Source organism: Candidatus Woesearchaeota archaeon (genome assembly GCA_020854775.1).
Classification (GTDB): Archaea; Nanobdellota; Nanobdellia; order Woesearchaeales; family 21-14-0-10-32-9; genus 21-14-0-10-32-9.
The window spans coordinates 1-17,202 of sequence record JAHKLZ010000029.1; the positions used below are offsets into that span (position 1 = coordinate 1).

General features: G+C 37.5%; 7 protein-coding genes. 6 read left to right on the forward strand and 1 reads right to left on the reverse strand.

Features of this window, described 5'->3' with window-relative positions:
- Positions 1-653 precede the first annotated feature (653 nt).
- Positions 654-1,805 (forward strand): amidohydrolase family protein, encoded by a 1,152-nt coding sequence (locus tag KO361_05040; GenBank protein ID MCC7574931.1) that lies wholly within the window; start codon positions 654-656, stop codon positions 1,803-1,805.
- A gap of 525 nt (positions 1,806-2,330) precedes the next feature.
- On the opposite strand, the gene KO361_05045 is transcribed toward KO361_05040, so the two are convergent.
- The gene (locus KO361_05045) at positions 2,331-4,205 is read right to left on the reverse strand and encodes a KAP family NTPase (protein ID MCC7574932.1); all 1,875 of its coding nucleotides are present in this window, start codon (positions 4,203-4,205) and stop codon (positions 2,331-2,333) included.
- Between the two features lie 611 nt (positions 4,206-4,816).
- On the opposite strand from KO361_05045, the gene KO361_05050 reads away from it, so the two are divergent.
- From KO361_05050 to KO361_05070, 5 genes are all read left to right on the forward strand, one after another.
- Positions 4,817-7,201, forward strand: a complete 2,385-nt coding sequence (locus tag KO361_05050) for an EVE domain-containing protein (GenBank protein MCC7574933.1) — start codon at positions 4,817-4,819, stop codon at positions 7,199-7,201.
- Positions 7,198-8,268 (forward strand): 5-methylcytosine-specific restriction endonuclease system specificity protein McrC, encoded by a 1,071-nt coding sequence (gene mcrC / locus KO361_05055; protein ID MCC7574934.1) that lies wholly within the window; start codon positions 7,198-7,200, stop codon positions 8,266-8,268. The genes KO361_05050 and mcrC overlap by 4 nt, the downstream gene beginning before the upstream one ends.
- 73 nt (positions 8,269-8,341) lie before the next feature.
- The gene (locus KO361_05060; GenBank protein ID MCC7574935.1) at positions 8,342-11,356 is read left to right on the forward strand and encodes a DEAD/DEAH box helicase family protein; all 3,015 of its coding nucleotides are present in this window, start codon (positions 8,342-8,344) and stop codon (positions 11,354-11,356) included.
- Between the two features lie 216 nt (positions 11,357-11,572).
- On the forward strand, positions 11,573-12,841 hold the full coding sequence (locus KO361_05065) for a DUF4263 domain-containing protein (GenBank protein MCC7574936.1): 1,269 nt from the start codon (positions 11,573-11,575) through the stop codon (positions 12,839-12,841).
- A 421-nt stretch (positions 12,842-13,262) separates the two neighbouring features.
- The gene (locus tag KO361_05070) at positions 13,263-17,051 is read left to right on the forward strand and encodes an SIR2 family protein (protein ID MCC7574937.1); all 3,789 of its coding nucleotides are present in this window, start codon (positions 13,263-13,265) and stop codon (positions 17,049-17,051) included.
- Positions 17,052-17,202: the final 151 nt, after the last annotated feature.

Consider the following 17,202-nt stretch of genomic DNA (forward strand, 5'->3'; position numbering starts at 1 on the left):
AAGATATCTGTCTGGGAGAATCCGTTCATCATGAATTACCTCTCTGTTCTGTGATACCAAAACAGTACCACAGCACTCCCAGAGTTTTCCACTATCACTTTGTCTCTTTAGGATTCTACCCACTCAAAACAGCGAAAGGCCTAAAAACTGATTATATATCCATGTATTGTCGAGCATTATGAGACAACAAAAATCAGGGTGAAGATTAATGGGATCGGCACGTGTATTGGTACTTTGATACACTTGCTGGTTAGAAATGCCTCGAAGAGTTGGCCCTCTCCTTGCCGTATTGCATGAGTACTGATTACTCTCGCCAACCGGGAGAGATTCCCCTATGATGAAGATAAAACTGATGGTGAGGTTTATGCGGATGTATCTGATGAGCATCAAGACTTCAATGATTTGGATGCTGTCTCCATCAGTGAATGTATGTTAGTCTTAAAATGTGATTCAGATTGCATTCTTGGACTCTGCTTGGGGAAGTGACCATTGCGTGCAGGGAAAAAGATTTTCAGTCTAAGCGTTGAGGGTTAAGAAAGATAGGGATTTCACTAATGCGTTATGCGGCCGTAACTATGAGGAATCCGGCAAAAGTTTTGTATTCACTTTTATCTATATGTGCAAACCAAATTCTCTTGATGGAGTAGTAGCAAATGGTTCATTCTGAAGTTGACTATGCAATAATCCATGCCTTGGCTTATACGAATGGGGCACTACTACCTGATGCAACCATAGTGCTGGAGCAGGGAATCGTCATGTATGTTGGCAAGCATGATCAAAAGAGGGTACAGCATCTAAAGCAGTATGATGCCAAGGGTAACCTTGTGGGTCCAGGTCTAGTCGATATGCACATCCATGGTTGTGGTGGCTTTGATTCAACCAGAGGTAATATACAGGAAAACCTTGAAGGCATGGCCTTGTTTCTTGCAGGGAAGGGTATAACTAGTTTCCAACTTGCGGTTGTCATGGATTTGGATCTCTTGGCCCAGATTAAAAAAGCAATGGATACGAGTACTTTCCTATCATCCTATCTGCTTGGGGTGTATGTGGAAGGACCTTTCATCGCACCTGAAAAAAAGGGTGGCATTCTATCTTCAGGTATAAGGGCCTTTGATAGAGAGTATCTGGAGAAGATTCTTTCCATCAAGTGTGGAAAGAAGCCTCTTGTCACCTCTATGACCATTGCTCCTGAACTGAAAGGCAGTGAAGAGCTTTCGAATATTTTGGAACAGAGCAACATTGTTGTTGCCTATGGCCATAGTGATTGTCCTCTGGATGCATTGAGTCCTAGGGATAAGAATCATCTAACCCATCTTTTCAATGCGATGAGCGGCATAGATCACAAACGCCCAGGCTTGGCTGGCATGCCGTTTGTCCGTGACTACAGCCATGCAACCTATGAACTTGTTTGTGATGAAGTACATGTGCATCCGTCAGTGATTGACTTGACGATCAATTCGCTTGGCACAGATAGGCTTTGTCTGATTTCTGATGCTATGAGTTTGGCCGGTATGGGTGCCGGTGAAGGCTTGTATTTGGGTAAGCAAATCTATTCGAATGGGAAGGCCTGCTATTACAGTGATAGTGACATACTGATAGGCTCTGCAATGCTTATCAGTGAAACAGCAAGAAACCTTTTTCACAAAAACTTATTGGACAAGCAATCATTCTTTCAGGTTGCATCCGAGAACCCCTTACGGGTACTTTCGCAAACAGATCGAGGCTGCATAAAGCCCGGCTACAAAGCTGACTTGGTGATGCTTTCCTCTGACATGGAGATTCAAAAGGTTTTCAAGAGAGTGTGAGAATACACTGCAATGTCAAATTATTGGTTTGTAGAGAATGTTGTGAGAAAGGTGATAGAAAACGAAAGCATCTTGTATCGGGGAGTGATTCTGTCCAACGCTACCTCTGTGTAAATTTGGTGTTCTTATGATCAAAGGATACCCTCGAGATATTCCAAAGCATCATGATTCATTCCTGGATGAGATTCAGATCAAATCTAGCCCCCCAACAATCAAATCTCCCTGCATCGCAAGAAGCTTTGATTTACTTTGGGCCCTGAAGGATTTAAACCTCCGACCCACGGATTATGAGCGGGCACTTGATCACATCTAATTTGTTTCATTATGTTCCTAAATCGATTTGCTGTCAAGCATTATGAAACAACCTTGAACAAGTTAAAACAACCCGGAATTGGTACATTCTTTGGTATTTTGGTACATTTGTTGGTACAGTTGGTCTTTTAAATGGCTCTTAATGTTAAGAAAATCTTCGACATTTTCTTTAGCCCCATTGTAGTCCAAGATTTTGTCAGCACTCCTTAAGGCTTAGCTTTGTTCAGAATTTGCAACGAATTTTTCCAGATTATCCAGCAACCATCTTCTTTGCATTAAAACAATTTTATCTCCAATATCCATATTATTGCGACACCATTCAACTATTTGTTTTATTACAATCAATTCATCATTTTCTATTATTACAAATTTTTCATATGCTACAAAGATTGCCTTTCTAAAAATTTGATATTGATGAGATGTGGCATTGGCTAAAAAATTTGTGATATTCACCAAGTCTAATAGAGACAATAACCGTTTAAACTTGAGGATATCATTCTGTTTAGTATCAATGTAGGTAATAAAACCATCAATATTATTTTCTTTCAGATATTGTTGAAGATTTTTTCCGATTTTCTCTTCTAAATACTTATTTTTCCAATTACCCCAATCATCAAAATTGAGACATAGTGCCTCTTGATGTTCTTTTATCAGTTTGCTAGTAAAAGTATAGTACGTTACATCAAAATAGAATTGTTGGTATTCCTTGCAACTCCAATCAATGGATTTTACCTGAGATTCAATTTTGTCAAGAGCGGCATGAAATGCACCTTTTTCAGCTAGATGCTCAGTTTCCAATTTTGATATTAAAACAAGGATATCTCCCCATTTAAATGGGGGATATTCGAAATTGTTTAATTTTGTAACCAAGTTACTATATAATTCGAGGAAAATCTCATAGCTCTCCAATTCATGGTAGCTGCTTCTTAAAACATTTAGTGGATCATTTTTATTATCATCCTCCCATTTTATAATTCGTATGAACTCATTAATTGATTGTTTAAACTCTGATTGTGGCATAATTGAAGAACTAACAAACGATTCCATATAACTAAGAGACAATCTAGATTCACCAGACCATTGAGAATTTGCGTAAAGACAATTCTGAGATGGGTTTTTATTTAATTTACACCACGTAAGCTGGATTATTGAAACTTGGAAAAATCGCTTAATATAATCCTTCTCTGGGAAAAGTTTTAGATATTGGGGGTCCATCAGTGATTGAAACAATCGTCCAATAGTACCAATTATATTTTGGAAATTTCTAAGATTATTATCATTAGCATCTTCAAAGATGCTTATAAGGATTTCTCCTATTTCTTTTGCGGTTAAACCAATGTTAGTTTCGATTTCTAGTTTATCTGTTAAAGAATTTACAATTATACTCGCAACAGCATTAAAATCTGGAGTTAGGTTAATTTTATATCCTACCAACTTTTCTTTATACTCAGAGAATATACTCTGGTTTCTATCCTCAGAGTCTCCTGAATCATTGGGGATATTACTTGCTGTATTAGTTGGCTTTGCTTCATTTCTATCTCCAGTAAATCCTATCTTGGGCTCGTTACCAATAAGTATAACTTTTGCATTATACTGCTCAACGAAATTATTTATATAACCCAATAAATCCCGCATCTCACATGAGGTTCTTTCAATATCATCAAAAACGAATAAAATTTTTCTGTTCTTACTCTTTGGTAAGAAGGCTAGCCAGTCCGATTTGCTTGGAAAATCCTTAGACTCGAGAGCAATATTTTTAAGTATAATGTTAAAGGCAGTTTTTCCTAATATTCTGCAGAGCTTACCAAGCTTCGAGTCATAGAACTTTTTTTTATTAAAGACCTGAAGCAATAGTTCTGTAGATAATTTCTCGTCTAACTCTTGGATTGAAGCAATGCCAAACAATGAAATATATACAACTCTCGTGCTGTCAGTTATAACGCTCTTAAGGGATCCCTTAATAAAATGTGTCTTTCCAATACCCCATTCTCCATTGATAAAAAGAGAATACTGGTAATCACTTGATTTAATATACTCTAGAATTCCAGATTTCACATCTTCAAGACTTGTAGTATTGGACATTTTCATTAAACAACCCCTTGTCCTTGCAGTAATCAGGATTATTATTCCTGGACTGATAGTCCTCGGAAAATACAATTCTCATTTGAACATAAGCATTTTTTTACTCTCAATATCCAATTAATACCATACTTAAGTTGAAAATGCTTACTAAATTTTTATTATATAACTAAGTGGCTAGCAATATACGCTCTAGTAGTTTCCAATAATCCAAGCCGGTTAACTAGTGCAAAAATGAATTCTTTGACAAGCATTAATATACATAATCATGGAGGACCGGAGGTCGAAAAGATTATAAGAGGTTCTGACTTATTATGCGATGTAATAGAGATTTATTACCTTAACAAGAATTTACAAAAAAAGCAAATTAACCCTGGAAAGAGGCCTTCTCTGCTTGGTAGTATATCTAAGCCAATAGCTTCAGATTCTTTATTCTGCCTTTGGTTGTAGCCAATTCTTAGAATTTTAGGTGGACATTTAATGCAACTGCTCGCGATTGATGATGCCCAATGAATTAATTCATTGCTCTCAGCACAGAGCGCTACTATACTAATAAATCAAGACTGGTCGTATTTTTAACTCTTATCCGGTCGTGATATTGAGCGCTGAGGAGTTTTGCAATGATTAACATATCCAGATTGAATGAGGTTCTTGCGGAGTACAAACAGGATTTCATTGATAAGCAGTGGAAGAATGAGAAATACAAATGGGAAGCAGTCAAGTGCTTTCAAGACAATTGGGATATCAATGCTGCAAACTTCTCAGAAATGTTGGCACACTCCATTGCTAAAACAGAGAACCTACTGGCTTCAATGAATTACCTGCCGGCTGCAATGATCAAGAGTTTTGCTTTGCAGGCCCCCGAGGAAGTTCGAGCTATGTTCATGCATCTGTACGATGAAAGAAGGGATGTGTATGAACGAATCGATGCATTTAAGAGTGAGTCAGCTGTACTTCTGGAAAAATACGGTAAAGGGGCAAAACAGCATTATCAGAAGGAAAATGCCATCACCACGTACTTGTGGCTTCGATATCCTGATACTTATTACATCTATAAATATAGTGAAGTGAGCGCCGTATCTAATGAGCTGGAGAGTTCATACACGTTCAAAAGCGGTGCGTATGCAAGCAACATTCGCAACAGTCTTCTACTTTATAACGAACTATGCGAGGAATTGCAGAAAGATCAGGAGCTGAAACAGCTGCTTGTTTCACAAGTAACTCCAAGCTGTTATCCTGATCCAGAACTACGTACATTGACTATTGATGTAGGCTTCTATATCAGTCGCAAGATTAAGGAGCCCAAGCAAGTTAACGATGATCTGTGGTTCCCAAAGAACTATTCACCTGAAATCACTTCTGAGCAGTGGGTTGTGCTTCTGAATGATAAAGAGGTTTTCACCACAGGTAGTCTTGAAATTATGAAAAGACTCAAGGATTACGGTGGTATGGCCAGCTGTACACAACTATCAGTCAAGTATGGAGAAAATTTACATTTCTATCTCAATGGTTCTGTGGCTTTAGCTCGACGGATTAAGGAAAAGACTAATTGTCCAATACTAGATGACGAGGAAAATTCTCGGTATTGGCCGATTCTTTATATTGGTCGTGAAGCAGATAAGTCTGATGCCGGCAGCTATATATGGAAGCTTCGTAATGAACTCTCTCATGCACTCGATACGATTGATATGAGCCAAGTACAACTGTATGCCAAGGTTGCCGATTCTGTAGTTCATGGTTACTGGTGGCTTAATGCGAACCCGAAAATTTGGAGCTTCTCCGACATCGCGATTGGAGATGTGCAATCGTATACTTTGTATAATGATAATGGCAATAAACGGCGAATTTTTCAGAATTTCCTTGACGTAAAAGCAGGGGATTACTTGATTGGTTATGAATCTAACCCAGTCAAGAAAGTTGTAGCATTGGGAAAATTCGTTGCTGAGCAAGATGGAGAGAAGGTCTGTTTTGAAAAAGTGGAAGGCTTAGCCTCACCGATTGATTATCAAGTGGTAAAGAGTTGCCCTGAACTGGAGAAAATGGAGTACTTCATAAACCCACAGGGAAGCTTATTCAAACTGACCAAAGGTGAGTATGACTTTATTCTGGACCTTATCAGGGAAGAAAACCCAATCTTATCAGAGAATCGTGCAACCCCGTATACCAAGGAAGATTTTCTGAACGAAGTATATATGGCTGAGGATCAGTATGAGATGTTGGTAGCCGTTATACGGAATAAGAAGAATGTTATTCTACAAGGTCCTCCAGGGGTTGGAAAAACGTTTGCTGCCAAGCGTCTTGCATATTCCATAATGGAAGAAAGGGACGAGAACCGTATAGAATTTGTCCAGTTCCATCAGAGTTATTCGTATGAGGATTTTATGATGGGGTATAAGCCGGTAAATGATGGTTTCGAACTGAAGTATGGAATATTCTATCGCTTCTGCCAGAAGGCGGCTAATCAACCGGAGAAAGATTTCTTTTTCATCATCGATGAAATAAACCGGGGGAACTTGAGTCGCATTTTCGGTGAGTTGCTCATGCTTCTTGAACGTGACTATCGGGGGACAAAGGCTACACTGGCTTACAATGGGCTCACTTTCTCGGTTCCTCAAAATGTGTTTATCATTGGAATGATGAATACTGCTGATCGCAGTCTTGCCATGATGGATTATGCTCTCCGTCGTCGTTTCAGTTTTTTTGAGCTTAAGCCGGGATTTGATTCTGTAGGATTTGTGCAGTATCAACATGCATTACACGATGAGGTATTTGATAGGCTTATAAGCATAATCAAAGAGTTGAACAGCGAAATTGTACTGGATAATTCTTTGGGCAAAGGCTTTTGTATTGGACATAGCTACTTCTGTGGTCAGTCAGCCTGTACGGATACCTGGCTGCAATCTGTCATTCAGTATGAAGTGTTGCCCATGCTTAATGAGTACTGGTTTGATGATCCTAATAGGTTGCAAAAGTGGGAAAATCTCTTATCTGGTGTTTTCCAATGAAGCAATATGGTAGAGTTTTTATTAAGAACATCTACTATATGCTCTCTTATGCTTTCAACGCCTTAAGGCAGGAGAGCTTTGAAGATATTGCAAAGGAAGAATTCTCCAATATTCACAATGTCTTTGCAGCAATCCTTGCTAGAGGGATAAGTTTGCAGTTGAAACAAGGTTTATATCGGGAGTATCTGAATCGTTCCGAAAATCTGGCGGTTTTGCGGGGCAAAATTGAGATGGAAGAAACGATTCAGCAAATTATTGCACATAAGCAAAAATTGATTTGCGAGTATGATGAGCTTTCAGAGAACAACCAGCTCAACCAAATTCTTAAGACAACTACGATGATTCTCTTTCGACATCCACAAGTGGATTCAAAATATAAAGATGCATTGAAAAAGGAGATGCTTTTTTTCTCACATGTAGATACCCTTGAACCTACAACAATTCATTGGTCTGCAATTCGATTTCAAAGAAATAATATGACATACAAGATGCTGATCAGTATCTGTCAGTTAGTTCTTGATGGGATGCTGATGTCGACTGAACCTGGAGTTTATTCCCTGGCTTCTTTTGTAGATGACCAGTACATGCATCGTCTTTATGAGAAATTCATCCTGGAGTATTACCGCAAGGAGTATCCTTCTCTACAGGTGAGTGCAGCACAGATTTCTTGGGCTCTTGATGATGGGCTAGGTGCGATGCTGCCGATCATGCAAAGCGATATTACGTTGTCTAATGGAAGTAAGGTGCTGATTATTGATGCAAAGTTCTATGCACATACTACTCAATCGCTGCATGCTGCACATACCATCCATTCCAACAATCTCTACCAAATATTTACCTATGTGAAAAACAAGGATGCAGGCCTTAAAGAAATCCCACATGAAGTTGCTGGTATGCTGCTTTATGCAAGAACTGATGAGACCCTCCTTCCCAATAAATCCTATCAGATGAGCGGTAATACGATTATGGTACAGACGCTGGACTTGAATTGTGATTTTTCGATTATTGCAGGACAGCTGAATGCTATTTTTAAGGAATATTTTGGGGTTGTGTTCAACAAGTGTTGATGTAGGAAATAAAAATTTGGCTTAAGCGATAGGCCCCAATTTGACCAATTCTTTTTCATCAGGAGTTATTAAAATGGGAAAAGTAAATTCGTCAATTACAACAATTCAACAACCAGAGTTATTTGAAAATGTTTCCTCAACATCCTCTATTGTTAAGTCATGGAATGAAGGCTTGGTTTTGCGTGAGGAGAGTCTGTGTGATAGTGAACATCCAATTGAGGGGCTAAGGACTCCACAAATAGGTGCTATTTGTGCAATTAAAGCCCATTGGTCTATCAATGATAATAAGCCAGCAATCATTGTAATGCCCACAGGCTCAGGAAAAACCGATACAATGATTGCCTGCATGATTTGGGAATCCTTAGAACATGTTTTAGTTGTTGTACCAACTGCGTTATTACGATCTCAAATAGCGAGTAAATTTGAGGATTTAGGAATCTTAAGCCGATACGGGTTACTAAAAGAAGGTGTAATAAAACCCAACGTATTCGAACTGAAAAATTGGCCAGATTCACACCAGAAAAGTTTTGAAATCTTTAGGAACAACAATGTGGTTGTGACTACAGTTGCGATGATCTCAAAAAAGAAACAGGAGGAATTCCATGCTTTGATTAGTGATTATGACGCAGTCTTTTTTGATGAAGCACACCATACCACAGCTCCGACATGGACAAAGATCAGAAATGCCTTCACTGGGAAAAGAATCCTCCAATTCACAGCAACCCCATTCAGACGAGATGAAAAACTTATTCTTGGGAAAATTATCTATAATTACCCACTATCACGCGCAATGAGGGATGGTATATTCACAAAAATTCATTTTCATCCAATAGATGAATATGATCGAAGCAGTGCCGATAAGGAAATAGCAAAAAAAGCCCTTTCATTACTACGCTCTGACCGTGAAGCTGGAAAAAATCATATGCTGCTAGTTCGGGCAAACACAATAGATAGAGCGAATTTTCTATATAATCAATTCTATAACATTACTGAAAACTCCGATTTATTTCCTGTACTTGTTACTTCAGATCGAAAAAAATTGAAACCTAAAAATGCGATGGAGTTGATTGCGAAAAGGCAAGCGAAAATAATTGTATCTGTTGACATGTTCGGGGAAGGTATAGATTTGCCAAATTTAAAAATTGCTGCATTACATGATCAGTACAAGTCATTGCCAATTACCCTGCAGTTTATAGGTAGAATCACAAGAAGTGAAGCAAATTTAGGAGAAGCCAAATTTGTAGCAAATTTAGGAGACGAAACATTCATTCCTGCTTTGCAAAAATTATATATTGAGAATGCAGATTGGAATAAAGTTCTTCCAGAATTATCTAGATATGCTGTTTTGAGGAGAACCTCTTTTCAGGAACTAGTTGAACGATTCGTGAAAAACGAAGATGAGGAGTTAGAATTAACACATCTACTATCCATATTTAAACCAACTGTAAGTATGCGAGTATTTGGGTATACGGATGATTCCACAATTAATATTAATAATTGGGGAGTTGTTCTAAAAGGCGATCCAGCAGTTTACGTTGCAAATGATGAGAATCTGCTAATCTCGTTTTCCAAAGAGTCCATGCGATTAAATTGGATGTCGGGGCCAGAGTGTACAGATATTCGATGGGGCTATAGCCTGGTATATATCGATCGTACACGTAAGTTGTGTTATGTGAACTCTTCAGAACATGGAATAAATGAATTTGACCTTGCTGAAGCTATAGTACCATCAAGGTATGCCATAGACCCCGAATTCAATTTTAGAGTATTCGGTGGAATGAAGCGCTTGTTATTATCGAATGTTGGTTTGAAGAAGATGATGGGGAATAGAAGCATTACTTATCAATCTTTTATTGGAAGTAATGTGGAAGATGGCCTCTCATACATACTGAGACATTCAAGTCAAAAGTCCAACCTGTTTGGAACTGGTTATGAGGGTTGCGGTCCAGAAACAATAGGAGCCGCCGCAAAAGGAAGGATTTGGTCTTTTAAACAAGATAATCTGGATAATTTTTTAAGATGGGCTGAGCTATGTGGTGAAAAATTAAAAGATTCAAGTATCTCGGTTGAATCAATACTGAAGGGTGTTTTGAAACCAAGAAAAATTGAAGAATTCCCTCCGATTGGTATAATTTGTGTTGAACAAAACTCTGATTTGATTTCTGAGAAGGGAGAATCTCAATATAGTGTAATTCTTGACAACCAAGAGATTGATATCTTTGACACAGAACTTAAGCCTGAACTGGAGGATGGCTATAATCAATATCATCTAATAATTTCAATGATTATTGGGAGAAACAGAATAAAGGTTCCTCTAAAAATGACTCTAGATAATTCAGGTTTCAGATTTGAAAGGTTAGAATTATTAACTGATATTAAAATAAAGAAAGGAAATATTATTTCGAGTATTGAGGCTTTATTGAATGATAACCCACCATCAATCATTTTTGCTGATTTTAGCTTTCTGATTGGGGCATATTATGTACCGATTGAAGAAATCTCTAGCGAGATAGAACTTGATGAAGATTATCTAGAAGTCTGGAATTGGGATGGAGTGAATATTAGAAGTGAATCATATATTCCAGAAAAGAATAATATTGATTCTGTTCAATATAAAGTTCTCGAAAAAGAAAAAGACTTATGGGATGTCTTGTACCTTGATGATGGCTGCGGAGAAATAGCAGATATTGTTGCTTTGAAAGATACTGATGACTCCATCAGAGCATGCTTTTATCATTGCAAATTCAGTAGTGAGGATATGCCAGGGGCTAGGAAAAAAGATTTATACGAATTATGCGGTCAAGCCCGACTTTCTGTTAAGTGGAAGAATGCATCGACGAATTTATTTAAACAATTATTGCGGAGGAGTAAGGGAAAGGCGAATAGATTTATAAAGGGGTCAAGCAATGACTTAAAAAACATGAAGAGGTCACTCATTGATAAGAGCCTTGATTTGTCAATCATTCTCGTCCAGCCAGGTGTTAGTAAGACGAAAATATCCATCCAAATGAAAAGTATGCTTACAGCAACACAATCGTATTTAATGGATACAAATAGTATTAAATCAAGAATCATCTGTTCGTTATGAATAGGACCCTATTTAAAATTACACACGTTCATTTTAGTAGAAAGACTTGAGAAGATGCTGTCGAGGAGATTGGCTGGGCAAGTATGGTACGTGAATAAGTATAAATTAATTCATGACATACTAGGTTTTATTATTTGAACCACCACGCAAATTAGAAAAGATATTTATACTATTAAAAATCTGTTTAGAAGTATGTTTCAGTAAAAGGAGCTTTATATGCCGATACACTTTCATGTTTTCGGGGCACTTGCAATTCTATCGTATACCAGTGAACAAGATTCATACATAATGAGGCTGCATCAGGAATTCATCCATACAGACGCAGAAAAAGAGATCTCAATCACTCGTATCTATACTTTTTCACAACTTCAATATCTTACGAGAGATAATTGCAAAAATTTGGTAGAAGGAGTTGAAAATGAGTCCAATGTACTACTCAAGGAGTTGTTTTCCGATTATTCAATCAGCTTTAAAGTAGCAAATTTAGTAAATGGATACTACAAATTCATTCCAAGCGTAGTTGGCGGAATTGAGTTATTCATCTCCAAAGATATTCAGCTAAAAGATAAAATCTTTCGAGCAAGTAGAGACATATCGATTATGCTAAAAATTGTACAACTTGGCTATGATTATTTATATATCGGTGGAGATCATGAGAACGCAATTGTTTGGGATACATATAAAGAACTTCTTAAAAGATTTCCAACGAGTACAGAACTAACTCGCTATTCAGGGAAAAGGATATCAGAGGTTCTGCATGAGTTTTTTCCATCCTCTGTCGATTGGGAAGAGAAATACAGAAGATATATGTCCAGAAGAGAAACAAATACAGCAATGCTAGAAAATCAATTCCTTCAGGATCTTGATCTTAATACAACTGTAATGCAAGAAAAGAAGAAATTAATAAGACTACGAACCACATTGGAAAACATGCTGTCATCAAGTTTGCGGTTTAAAGAAAAAGAATGGCAATCAATGATTTTTGAAATATTGAGACTTCTTTTTCCTAAGTATTGTAAAGTCTTTAAGGAATTCAGGATTCAAAATCCAAGCAACGCTCGATCGCATTTTCGTTCAGATTTTGTGATGGCAGATTATGATGGGTTCATTGATATTGTCGAAATCAAAATACCAGAAATCTCATGCATGTCCAGTACAAGAAAATACCGGAATAATTACTTTCCAACAAAAGAGCTTTCGGGCACTATTATCCAAGTGGAAAATTATATATATTCGCTGACATATTGGGGTAAAAACGGTGAATTAGCAATTAACAAAAAATATCAGAATGAATTGCCTCCTGGCGTGGCGCTACGAACCGTGTCCCCACGAGGTATAATAATTATGGGCCGAAATTCAGATTTTAACACAGATAAACTAAAACTGGATTTTGAGTTAATAAAAAAACAATATCGAAATATTATTGATATACTTACCTATGACGATCTATTGAGACGTTTAACCACTCTGATTAATGCATACTAAAATGGGAAGATATATAAAAGTCCTTGACACTAGCAACTACCTACAATGTTTGAGCCCGTCCAGGGCAGGAGGAATTTACGTAGCCTTTAGTCAAGTGTGCAAGAGATTTACAGATAAGTAGGTTGATAATATTCCGTAATTACCTGCCAATAGGCAAGAAAATCAGACAATGAGCTTGATTTGATTTGAATTATACTTTGATTGGTCGTACAGTGAAAACAATTGGGACCAATTGAGTTGTAAATGTACGGGGAGGCTAAAAGTCTGACTGATATCAATAGATGCCATAGTCAATAAAAGTGGGAATACGTTTTATTCTGATCCAAGGAATGCGTTGCTAAAAGCGATGATGGAATAATGAAAAATTGAAATCGGACAATGTAGTATGTCTCTGATTTTGAACAGTGGATGAGGTTGAAGCATGAAATTTTTGACAAGTGAAGTAGATGCTCCTGATATTCCAGAAAGATTACTACAAGATCATGAAGATGGGAAAGTAGTATTTTTTTGTGGAGCTGGGATTTCATATCCTGCTGGATTGCCCGGATTTGAAAAGCTAGTTGAGCAAGTATATAATAATATCGGCTTTCAACCTAGAAGCGATATTCAACAGATAGCATTCAAAGATCAACAATATGATGTTGCAATCTCTCTCTTGGAATCAGTTATTTCTGGAGGTCGAGATAGAGTAAGGAAGCAAATTGCAGAAATCCTTATTAATCCGACAATCAATGAGAAAACAACAGTAATGCACAAGTCATTGCTGACTCTATCAAATAATAAAGATGGAAAACTTAGGCTTGTTACAACAAATTTTGACCGAATTTTCGAACATGTCATTAAAGAAGCTGGTGTAGCTAGAGAGTGTTTTAAGGCTCCCGCCTTACCGATTGCAAACGAGGAATGGGATGGCCTAGTATATCTTCATGGCCTTCTAAACGAAGAGCCGGAATCAAAGGAAAGTAGGTCGATAATTGTATCAAGTGGGGATTTCGGGCAGGCTTATCTCATTGAACGTTGGGCATCTCGGTTTCTTAGTCAGCTATTTGAAAATTTCACTGTTTGTTTCGTGGGATATAGTCTTGAAGATCCTGTCGTACGCTATATGACGGACGCACTTGCAGCAACAAGACTTCGTGATGAAAATCTACCTGAAATGTTTGCATTTTGTCCTTACGATGTTTCAAAAAAGGACAAGACACTGAACAAAAACAAATGGAAGGCCAAAGGTGTTACACCTATCTCATATAACGGAGAGAGAGATCATAAATTACTGCAAGAAACCTTGAAGTTGTGGGGTATTACCTATCAGGAAGGTTGGCAAGGAAAAATCTCTGTGATTCGTTCCTTGATGGGGACAAAACCATCTCCCAGCACTGTTGAAGATGATACTGCAAGAAAGATGATTTGGGCTCTAAGTGATCCTACTGGGAAACCTGCAGAATTTTTTGCAAAGGCGACTCCGGTATTTGATTTGTCATGGTTGTTTGCCTTTAGTGAAAAAAAGTATTCATCTGGAGACATAGCCATTTTTGGTGTCCACAAAGCATGCGGACGAAAATTTGAAGCGGAATATACATTCTTGAGAAGACCTTATACCGATGCTCAAGAACCTCCAAATATGTCACTCGTCAGTAATGATTTATTTGGAATGAAGAATGATGAAGTAATGAATTGGCTTGCCCACTGGCTTGTGAGGCATCTTAACAACCCAGCTTTGATTGTATGGGTGAGTGAAAGAGGGGGCGTTCTTGCTCCCGAGTTTCGAAGATTGATTATTGATCGGCTAAATCATATCGCTCAATTGGTGAATTCAGGTAAGGCTAAAGAGCTTGATGATATTCTGTTAGATAGTCCTGATGGTATACCTGATAAAGCTATGACATCTTTATGGGAACTCGCTCTTTCAGGAAAATTATGCATACCCATTGGAAGGCACTCGATTATTCAGACTTGTAATCATATCAAAGAATATGGATTGTCTCCTTCCCTTAAGAGTCTATTATTGAAAGCTTTCTCACCTGCTGTGATTTTAAGGGCACACACGAAATATAAATCGGGGACGTCTTCAGAGAATGGAATGAGGAGAATTGGAGATGTCATTGATGCTGAGGTCCTAATAAGCACTCAAGCGATTTCCTTTGCAAAAATTGTTAATGATTACCCACAATGGAAAGAATCTCTTCCTAATTTAATAGTGGACTTTACGATACTATTAAAAGAAACAATGGATTTGCAAAAAAACCTAGGTAAAATTTCTGATGATTCCGATTATACCTGTATCAGTATTAATTCAATCGATGAGGTTGAACTCGAAGAATCCCGTTATTCATGGATCTGTCTTGTAAAAGTCCTTCGAGATTCTTGGCTTGAACTTAATAAGAATAATAAAGAGTATGCAAATCTAATAATTGATTTATGGTGGAACTATCCTTACCCAATATTCAAAAGACTGTCATTCTATGCATTATCCCATCTCAACATTGTCGATGCTAACCGAGTAATTCGAATGTTTACAGAAAGAAGTGGTAAATGGCTCTGGTCTTTTGAAACACAATTCGAAGTACTGCAGCTATTAAAGAAGATTACAGTGAGTTGTAATCAATGTGAGATTAATAAGATTGAAAACTTACTATTGGAAGGACTCCCTGAAGAATTTGCCAGAATGGATACCGAACCGACAAAAAGAGAAGAATGCTATGAACATGCTCTATGGCTTCGTCTTGGTGTTCTAAAAGAAGCAAGCTCGGGTAGTCTTGATAAAATGGCTGAACAGCGGTTTGAGGGAATTATCGAAAAATATAATTTGCCTATAGTTGTAAGTGAAGAACAAGAATATCCAATAAGAATGAGCATGGAAATTGAATCAGAATTCGAATGCATTAAATTGCCTAGAGAAGTAAAAGATTTATATGCATCAATTAGGGACAATCAAGAACGAAAAGGTTGGGAGGCTGATGATTGGAAAGATCTTTGCAAGGCTGAATTGGACTTGGTTGTAGATGCTTTGCTCCAACTGCATGATAATGGATTTGACTCGTTCCATTGGTGGGATAGCGCCTTCTCCAATTGGGCTACTGAAGAAGTGGTTGAGGCTTCTTGGATGTCCCTCTCAAACACAATTCTAACCTTTTCTGAAGAGTTTTTTGCTTCTTGCTCTCAAGGGCTGAGTAGATGGATGCAGGCTACTGCGAAGACTGTATCTTGTGATGACGATACATTTCTTGGATTGATTGAACGAATAATTTCATGTTCGCCCTCTGATCAAAGAATTGGTAATGATTATGTGACATCGGCAATCAATAATCCCGTAGGGATTAGCACGTCAGCATTATTGGATTGGTGGTTCAGTAAAAAGCCCAAAGATGGCCAATTGTTAACACATGCCGTAAAGCAGCTACTTGAAAAGATATGCACGCAAGAAACAGAGAATTATTTAAATGGCAAAGTAATTCTTGCCTCATACGCTCTTTCTTTATTCCGAATTGATCCTGAATGGACAAAATCATTTCTTTTGCCGTTATTCAATTGGAGTATACCACGAGAATATACAGTTGCTTGCTGGCAAGGGTTCTTGTGGAATCCAAGAATTACTCTTCCATTCTTGGATGAGATTAAGGAATATTTATTACTAACGGTAAATCATCGTGACAAGCTACGGTTAGGTGTACAAAACTATGTAAGGATTATTACCAATATTGGAATTCATAAACCTGATATTTTTACATATAAGGAGATTGCAGACATCCTTTTTCAGTTTGATAAAGATGAACTGATTTCTGTTTCCTACTATATCAAAGAGATTGTAGAGAGTGCTGAAGATAAATTGGAGGAAATTTGGGATCGGCGATTAAGTAAATTTTTTCAGCATTGTTGGCCGAAAAGAGAAACACTGCTTGATGAGAATATTTCACAGGTGATTGTCCTAATTTGTATTGGGGCAGGAAAAGTTTTTGAGAAAGTCTACAATGATTTGCACTACTATATCTCCGTAATTGAATACCCTGATATTGTATTGTTGAAATTGTATAAATCAATTATATGTAATAAGTTCCCTGATACTGCGCTCAACCTTATTAACAAGGTAATTGGGCCGAATAGAAGTAGGTTGCATTTAACATACCTTGGGCCATGTTTAGAACAGATAATCGGTGCAAAGATCTCGTTAGAATCAAGCACAATATATCGAAGCTTATTTTCATTAATATAATCAAGGAATATTTAAGCATTACTTTCTAGATACATAATCAGCAAATTCCCAATATTCTCACCTCTTACACCAATATGGCAGAACTGTTGTTGCTAGTTCAAATCATAATACCCAACCTCAGGAAATAGTGCATATAAAGATGGCCGATTGA

Excerpts from the sequence above, each read along its gene's own strand:
- KO361_05040 (MCC7574931.1), top strand. The coding sequence starts at position 654 with ATGGTTCATTCTGAAGTTGACTATGCAATAATCCATGCCTTGGCTTAT.
- KO361_05045 (MCC7574932.1), bottom strand. The coding sequence starts at position 4,205 with ATGAAAATGTCCAATACTACAAGTCTTGAAGATGTGAAATCTGGAATT.
- KO361_05050 (MCC7574933.1), top strand. The coding sequence starts at position 4,817 with ATGATTAACATATCCAGATTGAATGAGGTTCTTGCGGAGTACAAACAG.
- mcrC (MCC7574934.1), top strand. The coding sequence starts at position 7,198 with ATGAAGCAATATGGTAGAGTTTTTATTAAGAACATCTACTATATGCTC.
- KO361_05060 (MCC7574935.1), top strand. The coding sequence starts at position 8,342 with ATGGGAAAAGTAAATTCGTCAATTACAACAATTCAACAACCAGAGTTA.
- KO361_05065 (MCC7574936.1), top strand. The coding sequence starts at position 11,573 with ATGCCGATACACTTTCATGTTTTCGGGGCACTTGCAATTCTATCGTAT.
- KO361_05070 (MCC7574937.1), top strand. The coding sequence starts at position 13,263 with ATGAAATTTTTGACAAGTGAAGTAGATGCTCCTGATATTCCAGAAAGA.